Below are 20,178 nucleotides of genomic sequence, written 5' to 3'. Positions count from 1 at the left end.
AGCCTGCCAGCGCCGATGGTACTGCAACCGAGAGGATGTGGGAGAGTAGGACGCCGCCGGACATACATTCGCCAAAGGGCCAGCAGAAATGCTGGCCCTTTGGTGTTTTTGGGGCGTTTTCGCTCTGTCGCGTTGTTTTTCTGGCCGCCGGGTGTCCACAGGCATCGTCCTCGGCGCGGTTCTCCACAGTTGGGCCTGCACCCAACCGAGCTTGTCGGACCCCGGGCGCAGGCTGGTTCCACCAATCTTGGAGGAGGAATCGGATGGAACGGAATGTGGTGCACCTGGCCGGCCGGCTGAGCGGTGAGCCGGAGGTGCGAACCCTGCCCAGTGGTGATGAGCTGTGCGTGTGCCGGATCGTGGTGGCCCGCGACGAGGTGAAGACCCTGCCGTCGGGGCGGCGGACGCCCTCGGTCGACGTGGTGGACCTGGCAGCGTGGGCCTCGCGTCCGCGACGGACGATGGCTGGCTGGCACGACGGCGACGAGGTCGAGATCGAGGGCGCGCTGCGTCGGCGGTTCTTCCGTGCAGGCGAGCGGACGATGTCGCGCGTCGAGGTCGAGGTCAGTGGGTGTCGGGTGACTCGTCGCGCAGGGAGCGGATGAGGACGCCGAGACTGGGCTTGGGCTGGAAGGAGGTGGCCTTCTCGGGCAGCAGCCGGTCGGCCTCGGCGATCTCGAGCACCAGGTCCACGGAGGGGGCGGGCATCAGGACGGAGATCGCGTCGGTGCGGGCACTTCCGAGGGCGTCGTCCACGCTGTGGTGGTAGGCGATCGAGCTGGGCCCGTGAGGGAGCGCGGGAACGATGCGCCGGTGGAGCGTCTCGACGGCGGCCTCGCGCAGGCTGGGATTGAGACTGACGACGGCCCATTGCTTGCCGTCCGTGGCCGCCAGCCTCGTGGCTGACAGGGCAGCGACAGCCTCGGCCTGGGTGTGGTCCTGGTAGCCGAGTCCCACGCTCTGCACGGCGTCGCGCAGGTCGTCGAGCGAGGTGCCGGCGAGAGTGCGGTGGATCGGCCCGAGGAAGAGCGGCGTGGTGTCCTGGTCGACCAGCATGGCGAGGCCGAAATCGGTCGTGGCGGGTCCCGGGGTGTCGGTGGCCAGGCGGCGCTGGAGACGGAGGTACGCGGCGTAGCGGTGGTGGCCGTCGGCGATCAGGGCGCGGCTGTCGGCGAGCTCGGCGGCGATGGCGGCCAGGGTCTCGTCGTCGCGGATGGCCCAGATCCGGTGCTGCTGCTCGCTGCGGTCGGTGAAGGCGTGCTGCGGGGAGCTGCGGGCGACCTCGGCGAGGACGGTGCGCAGACGGTCGGTGCCGCGGTGGACCAGCAGGATGGGGGCCGGGTTGAGCTCCATCTCTGCCATCCGGTCGGCCAGGTCGTCGGCCTGGGCCGGGTGGATGCCCTCGTGCGGGAGGACGGCACGGTCGGCCGGGCGGGTGGCGCGCCGGGAGACGTCCAGGGCGCCGACCAGGCCGCGGACCGTCATCCCGGCCGAGGTGTACTCGTGGAGGTAGAGCGCGGGCGCGGCGTCCTGCCGGACGTAGCCGCGGGCCTGCCAGCGCAGGAGCCGGGCGGAGACGTCCTTGTACGGACGGGCGAAGGCGCGGCCTGTGGTCGGGTTGCCGACCCGGCCGGGGCTGAGCATGAGTCCTCGGAAGGGGACGAGGCGCAGTGGTCCCGCGACGTACGGGGGAGTCACCAGTGCTGCTGCGTCCACTCGGGAATCCTACGGATCGAGGCGAGGAGGTGGCTGGCAAGGTGTACCTGTGTTGCTGACCTCGCTCGTGCCGCTGACCGACGCCTACGACCTGGCGATGCTGGATCTTGATGGTGTGGTCTACATCGGCGCGGACGCCGTGCCGGGCGCGGCGCGGAACATCGCGAACGCGCGAGCGGCGGGGATGCGGGTCGCGTTCATCACCAACAACGCCTCGCGTCCTCCGGAGGCGGTGGCGGCGCACCTGACCGAGCTCGGGGTCGAGGCGCGGGTCGAGGACGTCGTGACCAGCGCGCAGGCGGCGGCTCGGTTGGCTGCCGAGCGGTGGGGGCCGGGGGCCCGGTTGGTGTGCCTGGGTGCTGCCGGGCTCGAGGCGGCACTGGCCGAGGCAGGACTGGTCGCGGTGGGAGCCGAGGACGACGCCGTGGGCGTGGTGACCGGCTACGGGCCGGAGGTGCCGTGGAAGGACGTGATGCGGGTGGCGGTGCGGGTGCGCGCGGGCCTGCCGTGGATCGCGTCGAACACGGACCGGACCATCCCGACGGCATTCGGGGTGGCGCCGGGGCACGGCGTGATGGTGGACATGCTGGAGCGGTTCACCGGCGTGAGGCCGGTGGTGGCCGGCAAGCCGGAGCGCCCCCTGCTCGACGAGACCGTACGACGGGTGGGCGGCTCACGCCCGCTGATGGTCGGGGACCGGCTCGACACCGACATCGAGGGCGCGCGGAACGCCGGCGTGGACTCGCTGCTGGTCCTCACCGGGGTGACCGGGCTGCCCGAGCTGGTGGCGGCGCGCCCGGAGCTGCGGCCGTCGTACCTCGCCGGCGACCTGGGCGGGTTGGTGGGCGCGCACGCGGAGCCGGTCCGTGACGGCGGGGAGTGGCAGCTCGGCGGCTGGCGGGCGCGCGTGGAGCGCGGTGCGCTGAGGGTCGATCGGGCGAGTGGGGACGGATCTTCCGACGACGGGTGGCGGGTCGCGGCCGCGGCGGCCTGGGAGCACCTGGACGCGACCGGAACGGTGGTCGACGTCACCGCGGCCACGCTCCCGACTCCCGGCGCTTCGGCGCGGTAGCCTCGCGGCATGACCGAGGTACCCGTTCCGGCCCCTGTGCCGACCGGCATCGAAGCCGTCGACCGCGTGCTCGACCTCGTCGCGGGCCTGGATGCCCGGCCCCTCGAGGAGCATGCCGCCGTCTTCGAGGAGGCGCACGCCGGCCTCCGGCACACGCTCGACAACCCACCCACGCCGGCCTAGTGCCGCCGCGCAGGCTGCGGCTCGACGCCGAGCTGGTGCGGCGCGGACTGGCGCCGTCCCGTGAGCGGGCGGCCCAGCTGATCGCCGACGGCCGGGTCAAGGTGTCCGGCGCGCTCGCGTCCAAGCCGGCGACGGGCGTGACCACGGACGTCGCGATCGTGGTGCTGGAGGGCGAGAACGGCCCGGACTACGTCTCGCGCGGCGCGCACAAGCTGGCGGGTGCGCTGGCGGTGTTCGGTGCGCAGGGGCTGTCCGTGGAAGGGCGCCGTTGCCTGGACGCAGGAGCGTCGACCGGCGGGTTCACGGACGTCCTGCTGCGGGCGGGCGCGGCCGAGGTGGTCGCGGTGGACGTGGGCTACGGCCAGCTGCACTGGTCGCTGCAGCAGCACGAGCGGGTGCACGTGCACGACCGGACGAACGTACGGACCCTGGAGGCGGAGGCGATCGGGGGACCGGTCGATCTGGTGGTGGGCGACCTGTCGTTCATCTCGCTGACCCTCGTGCTGGACGCCCTGCTCGGGGTGACCCGGCCGGACGGCGACCTCGCGCTGATGGTCAAGCCGCAGTTCGAGGTCGGCAAGGACCGGCTCGGCAAGGGCGGCGTGGTCCGCGACCCCGAGCTGTGGGTCGAGACCGTGCTCGGGGTGGCCCGCGCGGCCGGCGAGCGCGGCTGGGGTGCGCAGGCGGTCACGGTGAGCCCGCTCCCGGGGCCGTCGGGCAACGTGGAGTTCTTCCTGTGGCTGCGCCACGGGCCGCAGGCTGTGGACGACGAGTCCGTCGCGGCGATCGTGCGGCGCGGTACGTCGGACCCGGATGAGAGGGTGGGGCCGTGACCAACCCCGCGACCCTGGACGGCATCCGGCGCGTCCTCGTGCTCGCCCACACGCGGCGGGCCGAGGCTCGCGACGTCGCGCGCGCGTTCGTCAAGGAACTCTCCGGCCACGGCATCGTTGTGCGCCTGCTCCGCTCCGAGGCCGACGAGCTCGAGCTGGACCCGGCGGGCTACTTCCCCGAGGTCGAGCTGACCGACTCCGAGACCGATGCGAGCCGGGGCTGCGAGCTGACGGTGGTGATCGGCGGCGACGGCAGCATCCTGCGGGCAGCGGAGGTGACCCACACCCGGCTGACGCCGGTGCTCGGCGTCAACCTGGGGCACGTCGGCTTCCTGGCGGAGGCCGAGCACGAGGACGTCGCGGCGACCATCGACGCGATCGTGCACCAGCGGTACACGACCGAGGACCGGCTCACGCTCGACGTGCGCGCGTTCGTCGAGGGCGAGCTGGTCTACTCGACGTTCGCCGTCAACGAGGCGAGCGTGGAGAAGGCGGCACGGGAGCGGATGCTCGAGGTCGTCATCGAGATCGACGACCGGCCGTTGTCGCGCTGGGGCTGCGACGGCGTGGTGTGCGCGACGCCGACCGGCTCGACGGCCTACAACTTCAGCGCCGGCGGCCCGGTCGTGTGGCCGCAGGTCGAGGCGCTGTGCATCGTGCCGCTGAGCGCGCACGCGCTGTTCGCGCGTCCCATGGTGGTGGCGCCGTCGTCCACGATCGCCATCGAGGTGCTGGACGGCAACGAGAGCTCCGGCGTCCTGTGGTGCGACGGTCGGCGCAGTGTCGACCTGCCGCCCGGCGCGCGGATCGAGGTCAGCCGCGGGGTGCGGCCGGTGCGTCTGGTCCGGCTCCACGAGGCACCGTTCACCGACCGGCTGGTCGCCAAGTTCGGACTGTCCGTCGAGGGGTGGCGGGGCGCGGCGGAGCTGCGCCGCCAGCTGCGACAGGGCGGTTCCCCCGCGACAGGAGAACGCGAGTGATCGAGGAGCTGCGGATCAGCTCGCTGGGCGTGATCGACGCGTCCGTGCTCGAGCTGGGGCCGGGACTGACCGTGATCACCGGTGAGACCGGTGCCGGCAAGACGATGGTGGTGACCGCGCTCGGCCTGCTGCTGGGTGGGCGCGCCGACAGCGGCGCGGTCCGGGCCGGGGCCAAGCAGGCCCGCGTCGAGGGCCTGATCGCCGCGACAGCCGTCCCGGGTCTCGCAGCGGCGGTCGAGGAGGCCGGCGGCGAGGTCGAGGACGACGGGATCGTGCTGGCGCGCAACGTGAGCGCCGAGGGGCGCTCGCGGGCGTTCGCCGGCGGCGCCTCCGTCCCGGTCGCGACCCTGGCCGAGATCGCCGAGCCGCTGGTGGCGGTCCACGGCCAGTCCGACCAGCACCGGCTGCTCAAGCCCCAGACCCAGCGGCACGCGCTGGACCGGTTCGGGGCGCTCGAGGACCTGCACGCCTCCTACGCCGCGCTCCACGACCAGCTCGTCTCGACCGAGCAGGAGCTGGCCGAGGTGACCGCGACCGCGCGCGAGCGGGCGCGCGAGGCGGACGTGCTGCGCTACGGCGTCGACGAGGTGGCGGCCGTCGCGCCGCAGCCCGGCGAGGATGCCGAGCTCGCATCCGAGGAGGCGCGGCTGGGCCACGCCGACACCCTGCGCGGTGCCGCCGAGCAGGCGCGGGAGGCGCTCTCCAGCGAGCACGGCTCGCCCGACGCGCTGGGTGCGGTCGCGGCCGCGCGCGGCTTGCTCGAGGGTGTGCGCGACCACGACCCTCAGGCCGCGGCGTTGGCCGACCGGGTGGCGGAGGTGAGCTACCTGCTCTCCGACGTGGCCGCGGACGTCGCGTCGTACGCCTCGGGCGTCGACACCGACCCGAGTCGTCTGGCGGCCGTCTCGGAGCGGCGGGCGGCGCTGACCGCGCTGACCCGCAAGTACGGCGAGACCGTCGACGAGGTGCTGGCCTGGGCCGAGACCGCGTCCACCCGACTGCTCGACCTGGACTCGACCGACGAGCGGATCCAGGAGCTCGCTGCGTGGGCGACCCGGCTCCGCGAGCAGCTCGCCGAGGCGGGCGTGGCGCTGAGCCAGGCGCGGGTGGCCGCCGCCGAGAAGCTGTCCGGCGCGGTGAGCGACGAGCTCACCCTGCTCGCGATGCCGCACGCCCGGGTGACGATCCGGGTCTCGCCGCGCGAGGTCGACCCGCCCGCGGATCCCGGGCACCCCCCGGCGGACGTGCTGCGCGTGGGGGAGCGCTGGGTCCGGTTCGGGCGCAGCGGTCTCGACGACGTGGAGTTCCTCCTCGCGGCGAACTCCGGCTCGGAGCCCCGGCCGCTGCACAAGGGCGCGTCGGGCGGTGAGCTCTCGCGGGTGATGCTGGCCGTCGAGGTCTGTCTCGCCGGCACCAGCCCGGTGCCCACCTTCGTCTTCGACGAGGTCGACTCCGGCGTCGGCGGTGCTGCCGCCGTCGAGATCGGCCGCCGCCTCGCCACCCTGGCCGACGACGCCCAGGTGCTGGTCGTGACCCACCTCCCACAGGTCGCCGCGTTCGCGGACCGGCACGTGCTGGTGGAGAAGTCCAGCGACGGCACCGTCACCACCTCGGGCCTGGTCACCCTCGACGACGCGGGGCGCGAGCGCGAGCTCTCCCGCATGCTCGCGGGCCTGGCGGAGTCGGACACGGCCCTCGCGCACGCGCGGGAGCTGCTGGACCTGGCGCGCCGACGTACGGCTTGAGCACCAACTCGTAGTAGGATGGAATCCCGTGAACATGGCTTCCGGTAGCGGCACGAATCGACAGGCAAAGCACCTCTTCGTGACCGGAGGCGTCGCCTCCTCCCTCGGCAAGGGTCTGACTGCCTCCAGCCTCGGTCGCCTGCTCCGCTCGCGCGGCCTGCGGGTCACGATGCAGAAGCTCGACCCGTACCTCAACGTGGACCCCGGCACGATGAACCCGTTCCAGCACGGCGAGGTCTTCGTCACCAACGACGGCGCCGAGACCGACCTCGACATCGGCCACTACGAGCGCTTCCTCGACACCGACCTCAACCAGATCGCGAACGTCACGACCGGTCAGGTCTACTCCTCGGTGATCGCCAAGGAGCGCAAGGGGGAGTACCTCGGCGACACGGTCCAGGTGATCCCGCACATCACCAACGAGATCAAGGACCGCATCCTGGCCATGGGGCGCGGCACCGGCGACGACGCGGTCGACATCGTGATCACCGAGATCGGCGGCACGGTGGGCGACATCGAGTCGCTGCCCTTCCTCGAGGCCGCGCGCCAGGTGCGTCACGACATCGGCCGCGACAACTGCTTCTTCCTGCACGTCTCGCTGGTGCCGTTCATCGGCCCGTCGGGCGAGCTGAAGACCAAGCCGACCCAGCACTCGGTCGCCGCGCTGCGCCAGGTCGGCATCCAGCCCGACGCCGTGGTCTGCCGCGCGGACCGCGAGCTGCCGGAGAGCATCAAGAAGAAGATCTCGCTGATGTGCGACGTCGACCAGGACGCCGTCGTCACCGCGCCCGATGCGCCGTCGATCTACGACATCCCGAAGGTGCTGCACCGCCAGGGCCTCGACGCCTACGTCGTACGACGCCTGAACCTGCCCTTCCGGGACGTCGACTGGACGGTCTGGGACGACCTGCTCCGCCGGGTGCACCACCCGAAGGAGGACGTCACCATCGCGCTGGTCGGCAAGTACATCGACCTGCACGATGCCTACCTGTCGGTCACCGAGGCGCTGCGTGCCGGCGGCTTCGCCCACGAGGCCAAGGTGCACCTGCGCTGGGTCGCCTCCGACGAGTGCGAGACCCCGGCCGGCGCGACCCGCCACCTGTCCGACGTCGACGCCATCTGCGTGCCGGGCGGCTTCGGCATCCGCGGCCTCGAGGGCAAGCTCGGCGCGCTGACCTACGCCCGCGCCCACGGCATCCCGACGCTCGGCCTGTGCCTGGGCCTGCAGTCGATGGTGATCGAGTACGCGCGCACCGAGCTGGGCCTGACCAAGGCCGGTTCGACCGAGTTCGACCCGGACACCCCGGAGCCGGTCATCGCCACGATGGAGGAGCAGAAGTCCATCGTCGACGGCTCCGGTGACCTGGGCGGCACGATGCGGCTGGGCCTGTACCCGGCCACGCTCACGCCGGGCTCGATCGCCGCGGAGGTCTACGGCGCCGAGTCGATCGAGGAGCGGCACCGCCACCGCTACGAGGTCAACAACGCCTACCGTGCGCAGCTGGAGGAGGCCGGCCTGGTCTTCTCCGGCATCAACCCCGACCTCGACCTGGTCGAGTTCGTGGAGCTGCCGCGCGACGTGCACCCCTACTACATCGGCACCCAGGCACACCCCGAGCTGCGCTCGCGGCCGACCCGCCCGCACCCGCTCTTCGCGGGCCTGGTGGGCGCGGCGATCGCCCGGCAGCGCGAGACCCGTCTGGAGATCGACGAGTCCGGCCTGCACCCCGAGCCCGTCGACGAGGACTGAGGGCCTGGTGGTGGGCTCGTGGTGAGCGTCCGGGACGTCCCGGAGTCGTGGCCGGTGGAGGCGTCCACCGACCTGCACCGGGACGCGTGGGTGCTGGCCCTGCGCTCCGACCGGGTACGACGCCCCGGCGACCACGACGAGGAGGCCTTCCGTCGCCTCGTGGTCGAGCACCCCGGCGCTGCGGTGGTCCTCGCCATCGACGAGCAGGACCGGGTGCTGTGCATCCGGCAGTACCGCCACGCCGCCCAGGCCCGTCTGCTCGAGCTGCCGGCGGGCGTGATCGACCACCCCGGCGAGGACCCGGAGCAGGTGGCGCGACGCGAGCTGCGCGAGGAGGCGGCCTTCCGGGCCGAGCGCTGGACGCACCTGCTGTCGACGTACAGCTCGCCGGGGTACTCCGCGGAGAAGATCCACTACTACCTCGCCGAGGGCCTCGCGCCGACGGACCGGGGCGACTTCGTGCTGGAGCACGAGGAGGCGGACCTCGAGCAGCTCTGGGTGCCCTTCGACGAGCTGGTCGACGCGGTGCTGAGCGGTGCCGTGGCCGACGGACCGGTGGTCCAGGTGGTGCTGGCCCTGCAGGTGCGCCGCGAGCGCGAGCGCACACAGGGCCGCTGACCATGTCCGAGCTGGACGCGATCGACGCCGCCATCGTCCGTGAGCTGCAGGACGACGCCCGGCTGGCCAACAACGTGCTGGCCGCCCGGGTCGGCATCGCGCCGTCCACCTGCCACGGCCGGGTCCGGTCGCTGTTCGAGCGCGGCGTGATCCGCGGCGCCCACGCCGAGGTCGACCAGGCGGCCATCGGGCGGCCGCTGCAGGCGATGATCTCGGTCCGGCTCCGCCCGCACGCGCGCGGGGAGCTGAGCGCCTTCGCGCAGATGATGGCCGAGCTCCCCGAGGTGCTCAACGTCTACTTCCTCGCCGGAGCCGACGACTTCCTGGTGCACGTCGCGACCGCGGGCTCGGAGGAGCTGCGCGGCTTCGTGGTCAACCACCTCAGCGGCACCAAGGACGTCGCGATGACCGAGACGAGCCTGATCTTCGAGCACCTACGGGGCCGTCCGGCGGCCGAACCACGTTCGGTGCGACCTGCGCCACAGGCCTGATCGCCGACGATCCGATCCGGAATCGCGCGACGCCTTCGAATAATCGCTGCGCCCTCTAGCGGTGGGCTCGACGGTTCTTCACTATTTCTCCTGACCCGGGAATCCACGTCGGAATGCCGGTGACCAGGAGGGTCCTCCCATGCGCGTCGGTGTGCCGAAGGAAGTCAAGAACCACGAGTACCGGGTGGCGATCACCCCCATCGGCGTGCACGAGCTGGTCGCCCACGGCCACGAGGTCGTCGTCCAGGCGGGCGCGGGCCTCGGCTCGTCGATCGACGACGCCGACTACGTCGCCGCCGGTGCAACGATCGTCGCGACCGCCGAGGAGGCCTGGGGCACCGACGGTGGGGTGGACCTGGTGCTCAAGGTCAAGGAGCCGGTCGCCGAGGAGTACCACCGGATCCGCGAGGGCCAGACCCTCTTCACCTACCTGCACCTGGCCGCCGACAAGCCGCTCACCCAGGAGCTGCTCGCGCGCGAGGTCACCGGTATCGCCTACGAGACCGTGCAGCTGCCGTCCGGCGCGCTGCCGCTGCTGTACCCGATGTCCGAGGTCGCCGGGTGCCTCGCACCGCAGGTCGGCGCGCACTCGCTGATGAAGGCCCAGGGCGGCCGCGGCGTGCTGATGGGCGGCGTCGGTGGGGTCGCCAACGCCAAGGTCGTCATCATCGGGGCCGGGGTCTCCGGCCAGAATGCCGCCAACATCGCGCTCGGCATGGGTGCCGACGTGACGCTGCTCGACACCGACCTCGACAAGCTGCGGATGTCCTTCTGGCGCTACAACAACCGGGTCCACGGCCTCGCGTCGTCGAAGCTCACCCTGGAGCAGCAGGTCATGGAGGCCGACCTGGTGATCGGCGCGGTGCTGATCCCCGGTGCCGCGGCGCCCAAGCTCGTCTCGAACGACCTGGTGTCCCGCATGAAGCCGGGCTCGGTGCTCGTCGACATCGCGGTCGACCAGGGTGGCTGCTTCGAGGACACCCGCCCGACGACGCACGCCGACCCGACGTACCAGGTGCACAACTCGACCTTCTACTGCGTGGCCAACATGCCGGGCGCGGTGCCGAACACGTCGACCTATGCGCTGACCAACGCCACGCTGCCGTACGTGGTGGCGCTTGCCGACAAGGGTTGGCAGGAGGCCTGCCGGGCTGACGCCAGCCTCGCCCTGGGGCTCAACACCCACGCCGGCCGGCTCACCAACGCGCCCGTCGGCGAGGCCGTCGGCATCACGGCGGTGTCGCTCGCGGAGGCGCTGGCCTGACCGGTGCGCCCGTGCCGCTAGCCTGACCGGGTGAGTGGTGCAGGCGCGGTGGACCGGGCGGTCCGGACCTACCTGGACCACCTGACGGTCGAGAAGGGTCTGGCAGCGAACACGCTGACGTCCTACCAGCGTGACCTGCGGCGCTACCGCGAGCACCTCGCGGCCGCCGGGATCGACCGGCTGGACGCCGTCACCGAGTCCACGGTGACCGAGTTCCTGATGCGGTTGCGCGAGGGCGACGCGGACCACCCGCCGCTGAGCGCGTCGTCGGCGGCCCGCACGGTCGTGGCGGTCCGCGGCTTCCACAAGTTCGCGGTCGCGGACGGGCTGGCGCAGCTCGACCCGGCCGCGGCGGTGAAGCCGCCGACCCCGGCGAAGCGGCTTCCCAAGGCGCTCCCACTGTCCGACGTCGAGGCGATCCTCGACGCGGCAGGGGCCCCGGGCACGCCGCTGGCGCTGCGGGACCGGGCGCTGCTCGAGGTGCTCTACGGCACGGGTGCGCGCATCTCCGAGGCCGTCGGGCTCGACGTCGACGACGTGTCGGGACTCGACCTCGACAACGCCGTGCTGCTGCGCGGCAAGGGCGGCAAGGAGCGGCTGGTGCCGGTCGGCTCGTACGCGCGGGCGGCGCTGTCGGCGTACCTCGTGCGGGGTCGGCCCGCGCTCGTCGCCCAGGCGACGCCCGCGCTCTTCCTGAACGCCCGCGGCGGCCGGCTCTCGCGCCAGTCGGCGTGGGCGGTCCTGGTGAAGGCGGCCGAGCGGGCCGGTGTGACCCGCGACGTGTCGCCCCACACGCTGCGCCACTCGTTCGCGACCCACCTGCTCGACGGCGGCGCTGACGTCCGCGTCGTCCAGGAGCTGCTCGGGCACGCGTCGGTCACGACCACGCAGGTCTACACCCTGGTCACGGTCGACAACCTCCGCGAGGTCTTCGCGACCGCCCACCCGAGGGCGCGCGATGCCTGACGCCCAGGACGCGGCCTACGACCGCATCACCCGGTACGCCGAGGAACGCGGCCTCGAGCTCTACCCCCACCAGGAGGAGGCGATTCTCTCCCTGCTGGCCGGCGACAACGTCGTCCTCGCGACGCCGACCGGCTCGGGCAAGTCGCTCGTCGCGATGGCCGCGGCGATGGCGGCGCTCACCGACGACCGGGTGACCTTCTACACCGCGCCGATCAAGGCGCTGGTCAGCGAGAAGTTCTTCGACCTGGTCGAGGTGTTCGGCGCGGCCGACGTCGGCATGCTGACCGGCGACGTCGCGGTCAACGCAGACGCGCCCGTCATCTGCTGCACGGCCGAGGTGCTCGCCAACATCGCGCTGCGCGAGGGCGCCGGCGCCGACGTCGGCATGGTCGTGATGGACGAGTTCCACTTCTACGGCGAGCCCGGCCGCGGCTGGGCGTGGCAGGTACCGCTGATCGAGCTGCCCGAGGCGCAGTTCCTGCTGATGTCCGCGACGCTCGGCGACACCACGGAGCTGGCCGCCGACCTGACCCGCCGCAACGGCCGTGACACCTCGATCGTCGACCAGGCCGAGCGCCCGGTGCCGCTGGACTTCAGCTGGTCGCTCTCGCCGATGGGGGAGAAGCTCGAGGAGCTGGTCACCACCGGCCAGGGCCCGGTCTACGTCGTCCACTTCACCCAGGCCGCCGCGGTCGAGCACGCCGTCTCGCTCCTGAGCGGCCCGGGCCGGCTGGACACGGTGCTCCCGAAGGACCGCAAGGACCAGATCGCCGAGCGGCTCGCCCCGGTGCGCTTCGCCGCCGGCTTCGGCAAGACCCTCAGCAAGCTGCTGCGGCAGGGGATCGGCGTCCACCACGCCGGGATGCTGCCGCGCTACCGCCGCCTCGTCGAGCAGCTCGCCCAGGCCGGCCTGCTGACGGTCATCTGCGGGACGGACACCCTCGGCGTCGGCATCAATGTGCCGATCCGCACGGTGCTGTTCACCGGGCTCGCCAAGTTCGACGGCAGCCGGCAGCGGGTGCTGCGCACGCGCGAGTTCCTCCAGATCGCCGGCCGGGCGGGGCGCGCGGGCTACGACACGGCGGGCTACGTCGTCGTCCAGGCGCCGGAGCACGTCATCGAGAACGAGAAGGCCAAGGCCAAGGCGGCGGCCAAGAACGCTGCCATGAGCGCCGAGAAGCAGGCCAAGCGTGGGTCCAAGGCGCAGCTGAAGAAGCCGCCGCCGGGCACCGTGGTCTGGACCGAGGCGACCTTCGACAAGCTCGTCGAGGGCAGGCCGGAGGCGCTGAAGTCGCAGATGAAGGTCGACAACGCGATGCTCGTCAACGTCCTCTCCCGCGAGGAGGACGCCTTCCCGGTCATGCGGCGGCTGCTGATGGACAACCACGAGGACCGCAGGACCCAGCTCCGGCTGGCCAAGCGTGCGGTCCGGCTGGCCCGCAGCCTGGTCACCTCGGAGGTGCTGACCCGGCTCGACGAGGTCGACCGCTTCGGACGTCGCTACGTGCTGACCGAGGCGCTGCCCGTCGACTTCGCGCTCAACCAGCCGCTGTCGCACTTCGCGCTGGCCGTCCTCGACGTGCTCGACCCCGACAGCGACACCTTCGTGCTCGACGTCGTCTCGGTGGTCGAGGCGACGCTCGAGGCGCCGCGTCCGTTGCTGATGGCCCAGCGCCATGCCGCGCGGGGCGAGGCGATCGCCGCGCTCAAGGCCGACGGCGTCGAGTACGACGAGCGGATGGCCCTGGTCGAGGAGATCACCTGGCCCGAGCCGCTCGCCGACCTGCTCGAGCCGCTCTTCGAGACCTACCGCGAGCGGCACCCCTGGCTCGCCCCCGACGCGCTCGCGCCGAAGTCGGTCGTGCGCGAGATGTGGGAGCAGGGGATGGGCTTCACCGACCTCGTCTCCCGCTACCAGGTGGCCCGCTCCGAGGGCTTGGTGCTGCGCTACCTCACCGACGCCTACCGTGCCCTGCGCCAGACCGTCCCGGCGTCGTACCGCCGCGACGAGCTGGAGCTGCTGGTCGAGTGGCTGGGGGAGACCGTGCGCCAGGTCGACTCCTCGCTGCTCGACGAGTGGGAGGCGCTCGCCGACCCGTCGCACGCGCCGTCGGCCGTGAGCCATCACGAGCCGCCGCCCCCGCCGCGCCCGCTGAGCCAGCAGGGCCGGGTGTTCGACGTGATGGTCCGCAACGCGCTGTGGCGACGCGTGGAGCTGGTCGCGCGCGACGACGTCCCCGCCCTTGCCGCCCTCGACGAGGGTGCGGAGTGGGGCGAGCGTGACTGGGACCAGGCGATCGAGGACTTCTACGACGAGCACGACCGCCTGCTCACCGACGCCGATGCCCGCGGACCGGCGCTGCTGACGGTCGAGAAGGCTCCCGGTCGCTGGATCGCGACCCAGACCCTGCACGACCCGGACGGCAACCACGACTGGGTGATCCGCGCCGAGGTCGACCTCGCGGCCAGCGACGAGGCGGGCGAGGCCGTCGTCCACACCCTGGAGATGGTGAGCCTCACCGGCTGACCGGCGCGCCTCCCGAATGTCGTCGTGTCGACATTGTTGGATGGAAGGGTCCCGGGCTCTGGGGAAGGAGCCCGCAACCACTCCACGACGCAAGGTGAGGGCGATGGTCGGTACCTACGGAGGATCCAGTGCACCCGACATGCCGCCGCGGATGCCGATGCCGGCACCCGCGCGCGAGACGGGCACCGAGGTGCCTCTCGGCACGGAGGATGCGATGACGCTGCAGTTCCCGACCCCGGAGACCCCGATGGTGCGGGTCCCGATCGAGCCGACGGCCGACATCGGCCCGACCGGCCGCCCGATGCCGGTGCTGCCGGACCCGAAGCCGGTGACCGCCCACGGCAACGCGCGGGTGATCTCGATGTGCAACCAGAAGGGTGGCGTCGGCAAGACCACGACGACCATCAACCTGGGTGCGGCGCTGGCCGAGTACGGCCGCAAGGTGCTGCTGGTCGACTTCGACCCGCAGGGCTCGCTGTCGGTCGGTCTCGGGCTGAACCCGCACGAGATGGACATGACCGTCTACAACCTGCTGATGGACCCGGAGACGACGCTCGACGAGGTCGTCGTGCCCTCCGGCGTGCCCGGCATGGACCTGCTGCCGTCCAACATCGACCTGTCGGCGGCCGAGGTGCAGCTTGTGCACGAGGTCGCCCGCGAGCAGACCCTGCAGCGGGTGCTCGCGCCGGCGATGAAGGACTACGACGTCATCCTCATCGACTGCCAGCCGTCCCTCGGCCTGCTGACGGTCAACGCGCTCACCGCCTCCCACGGCGTGATCGTGCCGCTGGAGTGCGAGTACTTCGCGCTGCGCGGGGTCGCGCTGCTGAAGGCCACCATCGACAAGGTCAAGCAGCGCCTCAACCCGACGCTCGAGGTCGACGGCGTGCTCGGCACCATGTACGACGGCCGCACGCTCCACGGCCGCGAGGTCCTCGAGCGCCTCGTGCAGGCCTGGGGCGACAAGGTCTTCCACACGGTGATCCGCCGTACGGTGAAGTTCTCCGACTCGACGGTGGCGGGCGAGCCCATCACGTCGTACGCCTCCAGCTCCACCGGGGCGGAGGCCTACCGTCAGCTGGCCAAGGAGGTGGCGGTTCGGTGCCTCGACGTGTGAGCCTGCCGGCTGCCGACGACCTCTTCCGTGCCACCTCCGAGCCCGCCGTCCGGGCGGTTCCCGACCCGCCGCAGGAGGCCCAGAAGGGCCCGAGCGGGCGGATCCGCCACGACGAGAAGATCACGGTCTACATCACCTCCGACGAGCTGATGGAGCTGGAGCGCGCGCGACTGACGCTGCGCGGCGAGCACGGACTGGCCGTCGACCGGGGCCGGCTCGTCCGCGAGGCGCTGCACCTGGTCCTGGCGGACCTGGAGACGGCAGGAGAGGAATCGCCTCTCGTCAGGCGCCTGCGTGAGTGAGGAGGACGCCCTCGGCGAGGCCGAGAGCGACTCGAAGGGTGGCTTCGAGGTCCACCTGACGAACTTCGAGGGTCCCTTCGACCTGCTGCTGAGCCTGATCTCCAAGCACAAGCTCGACGTCACCGAGATCGCGCTCTCGAAGGTCACCGACGAGTTCATCGCCCACATCAAGCACCTGCCCGACGCGGACCTGGAGGAGACCACCTCCTTCCTGCTCATCGCCTCGACGCTGCTCGACCTCAAGGCCGCCCGGCTGCTGCCCCAGGGCGACGTGGAGGACGAGGAGGACCTGGCCCTGCTCGAGGCGCGCGACCTGCTGTTCGCGCGGCTGCTGCAGTACAAGGCCTACAAGCAGGTCGCCGCGGTCTTCGACGCTCGTCTCCAGGCCGAGTCGCGGCGCTTCCCGCGGGCGGTGGGGCTGGAGGAGCGCTTCGCCGGCCTGCTCCCCGAGGTGCTGATCGGGATCGGCCTCGACGCCTTCGCGGCGCTGGCGGCCCGGGCGATGACGCCCAAGCCCGAGCTGGAGCTGACCCTCCACCACATCCACGCCCCGACGGTCAGCGTGCGCGAGCAGGCGGCGGTCGTGGTCGACCGGCTGCGGCGCAGTGGCACGATGACCTTCCGGGCCCTGTGCGGCGACTCGCCCGACACGCTCACCACCGTCGCGCGCTTCCTCTCCCTGCTGGAGCTGTTCCGCGAGGGCGCGGTGGCGTTCGACCAGGTGACGCCGCTCGGCGAGCTGACCGTGCGGTGGACCGGCGACGAGGCGGTCGACGTGGAGGACCTGATCACCGACGAGTTCGACGGGGCGCCGCTGCCCCCGGAGGAGAGCACCGATGACTGACGAGATCCCGGCCGAGGCACAGCCCCCGGCCGAGGACGTGGGCCCCGCCGAGGAAGTGGCCGACGAGGCGCTCCCGATGCCCCTCGCGCCGCTGCGGCCCTCGCTCGAGGCGGTGCTGATGGTCGCCGACCAGCCGCTCGACCAGATCTCGCTGGCGACCGCCGTGGGCTACCCCGCGCAGGAGGTCGCCGACGCACTGGTCGCCCTCGCCGCCGAGTACGACGAGCAGGAGCGCGGCTTCGAGCTGCGCAACGTCGCGGGCGGCTGGCGCTACTACACGCGCGAGGAGTACGCCGCGGTCGTCGAGGGCTTCGTGCTCGAGGGCCAGCAGGCCCGGCTGACCCAGGCGGCGCTCGAGACGCTCGCAGTCGTCGCCTACCAGCAGCCCGTCTCGCGGGCCCGGGTCTCCGCGGTCCGCGGCGTGAACGTCGACGGCGTGATGCGGACCCTGATCAACCGTGGCCTGGTCGAGGACGCCGGCCAGGACGGCGAGCACGGCGCGACGCTCTACCGCACGACGTCGTACTTCCTGGAGCGGATCGGCATCGTCTCCCTCGACGACCTGCCCGACCTGGCCCCGCACCTGCCCGACCTCGCGGAGATGGAGGAGGAGCTCGCGTCGTCGCAGGCTCCGGAGTCCGCCGCCGCGCCCACCGAGGAGTCGTCCGATGACGCGTGAGATCGCGGTCGACGAGGACGGCCAGATCCGTCTGCAGAAGCTGCTCGCCCAGTCCGGCGTCGCCTCGCGGCGCCGCTGCGAGGAGCTGATGCTCGAGGGCGAGGTCGAGGTCGACGGTGAGGTGGTGACCCGGCTCGGTACGAAGGTCGACCCGCGCACCGCCGTCATCAAGGTCTCGGGCAAACGGCTGCCGCCGGTCTCCGACCACGTCTACCTGGTGCTGAACAAGCCGCGGGGGGTGGTCTCGACGATGTCCGACCCCGAGGGGCGTCGTACCCTGTCGGACTTCGTGGGCGACCGGCCCGAGCGTCTCTTCCACGTCGGACGGCTCGACACCGACACCTCCGGCCTGCTGCTGCTGACCAACGACGGCGACTTCGCCCACCGGATGGCGCACCCGTCGTTCGAGGTGGAGAAGACCTACGTCGCCGAGGTCGCCGGGCGTCTCGCCAAGGGCACCGTCGCCGACCTGCTCGCCGGCGTCACGCTCGACGACGGCCCGGTCGAGGTGCGCCGCGCACGGGTCATCGACACCCGGGCGGAGAAGTCGATCATCGAGCTGGTGATCCACGAGGGCCGCAACCGGATCGTGCGCCGCCTGCTCGAGGAGGTCGGTCACCCGGTGCGCCAGCTGAGCCGCACCAAGTTCGGTCCCATCGAGCTCGGCACGCTCGGCGGCGGCAAGCTGCGCGAGCTGAGCCACGACGAGCTGGGCCAGCTGCTGGAGCTCGTCGGGCTGTAGTCCTACGGTGGATCCGTGGTCCCCCCGGTGCCCGCCGCGCTGCGGAGGTACGTCGTCGCACGGATTCCCTACGACGTCGACTTCGGTGCGCCCGGCGTCCACCGCGGGCTGCCCTCGACGACGCTGACGCTGGTGCTGCCGGTCGACGACCCGCTGCGTGTCTCGTGGGCGGGTCGGCCCGCGTCGATGCACGCGGCGTGGGCGTCGCTGTCGGGGCTGCACACCGAGCCCGCGGCCATCCACCACGACGGCACGCAGCGCGGCGTGCAGCTCGCACTGACCCTCGAGGGCGCGCGGGTGCTGCTCGGGCGGCCGGCGGCGGACCTCTCCGGAGCCCTGACGGACCTGGACGAGGCCGTCGTACCGAAGGGGCTGCGGGAGCTGCCGGAGCGGCTGCACGCCGTACCGACCTGGGCGGCGAGGGTCGCGCTCGTCGACCGGGCGCTCGCGGTGCTCGCCGCGCGGGCGGGGGACCGGGGCCCGCAGGCGGAGGTCGCGCACGCACTGGCCCTGCTCACGGCGGGCACGCGGGTCGAGGCCGCGGCGGCCGAGGTCGGCTACAGCCGCCGGCGGCTCGGCACGTTGGTGCGGGCGGAGTGCGGGCTGACGCCGAAGGCCTACCAGCGCGTCGCCCGCCTCGAGCGGGCGCGGGGCGCGCTCGGGCGGCGGCCGCTGGCGGAGGTCGCCGCCGTCTGCGGGTACGCCGACCAGGCGCACCTCACGCGGGAGTGGACGGCGTTGGCGGGCTGCACGCCGACGACCTGGCTGCGCGAGGAGTTCCCGTTCGTCCAAGACCGCGACGACGACGGGGGAGCAGGCTCGGGGCATGAGCACTGACGAGCACGCTGCGACCGTACGACTCTGGCCCGCCCTGCAGTTCCGCGATGTCGACACCATGTCGGCATGGCTGCGGACGATCGGCTTCGTCGAGCACGCCACCCACCGCGACGAGTCCGGCACGGTGGTCCATGCCGAGTGGCTGTGGCCGGGCGGCGGCGGACTGATGTTCGGAGCGGTCCGCGACGACAGTCCGCTCCAGCCGGCCGGGTGCGGCGCGGTCTACCTGGTGACCGACGACCCGGACGCGGTCTTCGACGCGGCCGTCACCGGCGGTGCGACGGTGGAGCGCGCGATGGTGGACCAGGACTACGGCGGCCGGGGCGGCAGCGTGCGCGACCCGGAGGGCAACCACTGGTCGTTCGGGTCCTACCAGCCGGGCGCGGAGCCGACCGCCTGAGGCGTTGTCCTAACCTTGCGGTCGTGTCCGAGACCACCGCAGCCGGAGCCCTCGTGGGGCCCGTGGAGATCGTCGGTACCGGACTGATCGGTACCTCCATCGCGCTGGCCTGCCGCCGCGCGGGCCTGGAGGTGCTGCTCACCGACACGACGCCGGACCACGTCCGGACCGCGACCGGGCTCGGCGCGGGACGCGCACGGCAGCCCGAGGACGTGCCGCAGCTGGTCGTGGTCGCCGTACCTCCGGACGCGGTGGGGGCCGCCATCACCGCCGCGCTCGACGCCGCCGGCCCCGAGACCGTGGTGACCGACGTCGGCAGCGTGAAGGCGCCGCCGATGGACGCGGTCGCCCGTCACCCCGCCGTCAGCCGGTACGTCGGCAGCCACCCGATGGCCGGCACCGAGCACTCCGGCCCGCTCTCGGCGAACGCCACCCTCTTCGACGGCAGGCCGTGGGCCGTCACGCCCGGGCCGGACGCGACGCCGGCGGCGACCCGCGTGGTCGAGGCGCTGGTGCGGGTCTGCGGCGCGGTGCCCGTGCTGCTCGACCCCGTCGAGCACGACCGCGCCGTCGCGCGGACGTCGCACGTCCCGCACCTGATGGCGTCGCTGGTGGCCGGCACGCTCGCCGCCGCGCCTCCCGAGCACCTCGCACTGTCCGGCACCGGGGTTCGCGACGTGACCCGCGTCGCCGGCGGTGACCCGCGGCTCTACAGCCAGATCATCGGCGGCAACGCCGTCGAGGTGGCCGCGCTGCTGACCGAGGTCCGGGCCCGGCTCGACCTGGTGCTGGAGGCCGTGACCGCCCAGGACCGGGTCGGCCTGGAGTCGCTCCTCGGCCACGGGCAGGCCGGCACCCGCGCCATCCCGGGCAAGCACGGCGCCGCGCCGCAGCCGATGACCGCGGTCCGCGTCGCCCTCCCCGACGAGCCCGGCGGGCTGGCGCGGCTGTTCGCCGACGCAGGCGCGAGCGGTGTCAACATCGAGGACGTGCGGATCGACCACGACCCGGGCCGCCCGGTCGGACTCGTCGAGCTCGACGTGGTCGCGGACCGTGCGGAGCAGCTGCTCGTCGTACTGGAGTCGAAGGGCTGGGACACCCACCGGTAGTCT

At 72.6% G+C, this 20,178-nt stretch carries 21 protein-coding genes; 20 read left to right on the top strand and 1 reads right to left on the bottom strand.

What is annotated here, in order from left to right:
- Positions 1–263: 263 nt before the first annotated feature.
- Positions 264–605, top strand: a complete 342-nt coding sequence (locus ASE20_RS07205; protein WP_056893807.1) for a single-stranded DNA-binding protein — start codon at positions 264–266, stop codon at positions 603–605.
- Here the strand turns inward: ASE20_RS07205 and ASE20_RS07200 are convergent.
- Entirely contained in the window at positions 565–1,716 is a 1,152-nt protein-coding gene (locus ASE20_RS07200; RefSeq protein ID WP_157538624.1) for a DUF1015 family protein, read from the bottom strand. The genes ASE20_RS07205 and ASE20_RS07200 overlap by 41 nt on opposite strands.
- Before the next feature lie 49 nt (positions 1,717–1,765).
- On the opposite strand from ASE20_RS07200, the gene ASE20_RS07195 reads away from it, so the two are divergent.
- The 19 genes from ASE20_RS07195 (at position 1,766) to ASE20_RS07110 (ending at position 20,175) form a co-directional block, all read left to right on the top strand.
- Complete coding sequence (locus ASE20_RS07195) at positions 1,766–2,788, top strand: HAD-IIA family hydrolase (protein ID WP_056893805.1); 1,023 nt, start codon at positions 1,766–1,768, stop codon at positions 2,786–2,788.
- A 9-nt stretch (positions 2,789–2,797) separates the two neighbouring features.
- The gene (locus ASE20_RS24660; protein WP_157538623.1) at positions 2,798–2,971 is read left to right on the top strand and encodes a hypothetical protein; all 174 of its coding nucleotides are present in this window, start codon (positions 2,798–2,800) and stop codon (positions 2,969–2,971) included.
- Positions 2,971–3,804: a TlyA family RNA methyltransferase gene (locus tag ASE20_RS07190; RefSeq protein WP_056893804.1), complete on the top strand. Its 834-nt coding sequence runs from the start codon at positions 2,971–2,973 to the stop codon at positions 3,802–3,804. The genes ASE20_RS24660 and ASE20_RS07190 overlap by 1 nt, the downstream gene beginning before the upstream one ends.
- Positions 3,801–4,784, top strand: coding sequence for an NAD kinase (locus ASE20_RS07185; RefSeq protein WP_225869190.1), 984 nt, complete (start codon positions 3,801–3,803; stop codon positions 4,782–4,784). Before ASE20_RS07190 ends, ASE20_RS07185 begins: the two co-directional genes overlap by 4 nt.
- Entirely contained in the window at positions 4,781–6,529 is a 1,749-nt protein-coding gene (gene recN / locus ASE20_RS07180) for a DNA repair protein RecN (RefSeq protein WP_056893803.1), read from the top strand. The genes ASE20_RS07185 and recN overlap by 4 nt, the downstream gene beginning before the upstream one ends.
- A 34-nt stretch (positions 6,530–6,563) precedes the next feature.
- Entirely contained in the window at positions 6,564–8,279 is a 1,716-nt protein-coding gene (locus tag ASE20_RS07175; protein ID WP_056893802.1) for a CTP synthase, read from the top strand.
- Between the two features lie 21 nt (positions 8,280–8,300).
- Entirely contained in the window at positions 8,301–8,897 is a 597-nt protein-coding gene (locus tag ASE20_RS07170; protein WP_225869189.1) for an NUDIX domain-containing protein, read from the top strand.
- A gap of 2 nt (positions 8,898–8,899) precedes the next feature.
- Positions 8,900–9,388 carry an Lrp/AsnC family transcriptional regulator gene (locus ASE20_RS07165; RefSeq protein WP_082612207.1) on the top strand — a complete coding sequence of 163 codons (489 nt, stop codon included), beginning with the start codon at positions 8,900–8,902 and terminating at the stop codon, positions 9,386–9,388.
- A 139-nt stretch (positions 9,389–9,527) separates the two neighbouring features.
- Positions 9,528–10,652 carry an alanine dehydrogenase gene (gene ald / locus ASE20_RS07160; RefSeq protein ID WP_056893800.1) on the top strand — a complete coding sequence of 375 codons (1,125 nt, stop codon included), beginning with the start codon at positions 9,528–9,530 and terminating at the stop codon, positions 10,650–10,652.
- 30 nt (positions 10,653–10,682) lie between these two features.
- The gene (xerD, locus tag ASE20_RS07155) at positions 10,683–11,618 is read left to right on the top strand and encodes a site-specific tyrosine recombinase XerD (protein ID WP_056893799.1); all 936 of its coding nucleotides are present in this window, start codon (positions 10,683–10,685) and stop codon (positions 11,616–11,618) included.
- Entirely contained in the window at positions 11,611–14,145 is a 2,535-nt protein-coding gene (locus ASE20_RS07150; protein WP_056893798.1) for a DEAD/DEAH box helicase, read from the top strand. The genes xerD and ASE20_RS07150 overlap by 8 nt, the downstream gene beginning before the upstream one ends.
- Positions 14,146–14,392: 247 nt before the next feature.
- Complete coding sequence (locus ASE20_RS07145; RefSeq protein ID WP_225869197.1) at positions 14,393–15,262, top strand: ParA family protein; 870 nt, start codon at positions 14,393–14,395, stop codon at positions 15,260–15,262.
- On the top strand, positions 15,247–15,564 hold the full coding sequence (locus ASE20_RS07140; RefSeq protein WP_056893796.1) for a hypothetical protein: 318 nt from the start codon (positions 15,247–15,249) through the stop codon (positions 15,562–15,564). The genes ASE20_RS07145 and ASE20_RS07140 overlap by 16 nt, the downstream gene beginning before the upstream one ends.
- Positions 15,557–16,408 (top strand): segregation and condensation protein A, encoded by an 852-nt coding sequence (locus ASE20_RS07135; RefSeq protein WP_056893795.1) that lies wholly within the window; start codon positions 15,557–15,559, stop codon positions 16,406–16,408. The genes ASE20_RS07140 and ASE20_RS07135 overlap by 8 nt, the downstream gene beginning before the upstream one ends.
- A complete protein-coding gene (gene scpB / locus ASE20_RS07130; protein ID WP_082612206.1) occupies positions 16,401–17,087 on the top strand; it encodes an SMC-Scp complex subunit ScpB in 687 nt (228 codons plus the stop codon). Before ASE20_RS07135 ends, scpB begins: the two co-directional genes overlap by 8 nt.
- Positions 17,077–17,829: a pseudouridine synthase gene (locus ASE20_RS07125; protein ID WP_056893794.1), complete on the top strand. Its 753-nt coding sequence runs from the start codon at positions 17,077–17,079 to the stop codon at positions 17,827–17,829. The genes scpB and ASE20_RS07125 overlap by 11 nt, the downstream gene beginning before the upstream one ends.
- Positions 17,830–17,844: 15 nt before the next feature.
- Positions 17,845–18,666 (top strand): helix-turn-helix domain-containing protein, encoded by an 822-nt coding sequence (locus tag ASE20_RS07120; protein ID WP_225869188.1) that lies wholly within the window; start codon positions 17,845–17,847, stop codon positions 18,664–18,666.
- Positions 18,656–19,066, top strand: a complete 411-nt coding sequence (locus tag ASE20_RS25495) for a VOC family protein (protein ID WP_056893793.1) — start codon at positions 18,656–18,658, stop codon at positions 19,064–19,066. Before ASE20_RS07120 ends, ASE20_RS25495 begins: the two co-directional genes overlap by 11 nt.
- A 23-nt stretch (positions 19,067–19,089) precedes the next feature.
- Positions 19,090–20,175, top strand: a complete 1,086-nt coding sequence (locus ASE20_RS07110; protein WP_056893792.1) for a prephenate dehydrogenase — start codon at positions 19,090–19,092, stop codon at positions 20,173–20,175.
- Positions 20,176–20,178 lie beyond the last annotated feature (3 nt).

Origin of the sequence: Nocardioides sp. Root240 (assembly GCF_001428825.1) — a bacterium.
In the GTDB taxonomy this organism is placed as follows: Bacteria; Actinomycetota; Actinomycetes; order Propionibacteriales; family Nocardioidaceae; genus Nocardioides.
This window is presented reverse-complemented; position numbering and strand designations above follow the sequence as displayed.

Coding starts and splice junctions, on each gene's coding strand:
- ASE20_RS07205 (WP_056893807.1), top strand. CDS start 264: ATGGAACGGAATGTGGTGCACCTGGCCGGCCGGCTGAGCGGTGAGCCG.
- ASE20_RS24660 (WP_157538623.1), top strand. CDS start 2,798: ATGACCGAGGTACCCGTTCCGGCCCCTGTGCCGACCGGCATCGAAGCC.
- ASE20_RS07175 (WP_056893802.1), top strand. CDS start 6,564: ATGGCTTCCGGTAGCGGCACGAATCGACAGGCAAAGCACCTCTTCGTG.
- ASE20_RS07165 (WP_082612207.1), top strand. CDS start 8,900: ATGTCCGAGCTGGACGCGATCGACGCCGCCATCGTCCGTGAGCTGCAG.
- ald (WP_056893800.1), top strand. CDS start 9,528: ATGCGCGTCGGTGTGCCGAAGGAAGTCAAGAACCACGAGTACCGGGTG.
- ASE20_RS07150 (WP_056893798.1), top strand. CDS start 11,611: ATGCCTGACGCCCAGGACGCGGCCTACGACCGCATCACCCGGTACGCC.
- ASE20_RS07145 (WP_225869197.1), top strand. CDS start 14,393: ATGGTGCGGGTCCCGATCGAGCCGACGGCCGACATCGGCCCGACCGGC.
- scpB (WP_082612206.1), top strand. CDS start 16,401: ATGACTGACGAGATCCCGGCCGAGGCACAGCCCCCGGCCGAGGACGTG.
- ASE20_RS07125 (WP_056893794.1), top strand. CDS start 17,077: ATGACGCGTGAGATCGCGGTCGACGAGGACGGCCAGATCCGTCTGCAG.
- ASE20_RS25495 (WP_056893793.1), top strand. CDS start 18,656: ATGAGCACTGACGAGCACGCTGCGACCGTACGACTCTGGCCCGCCCTG.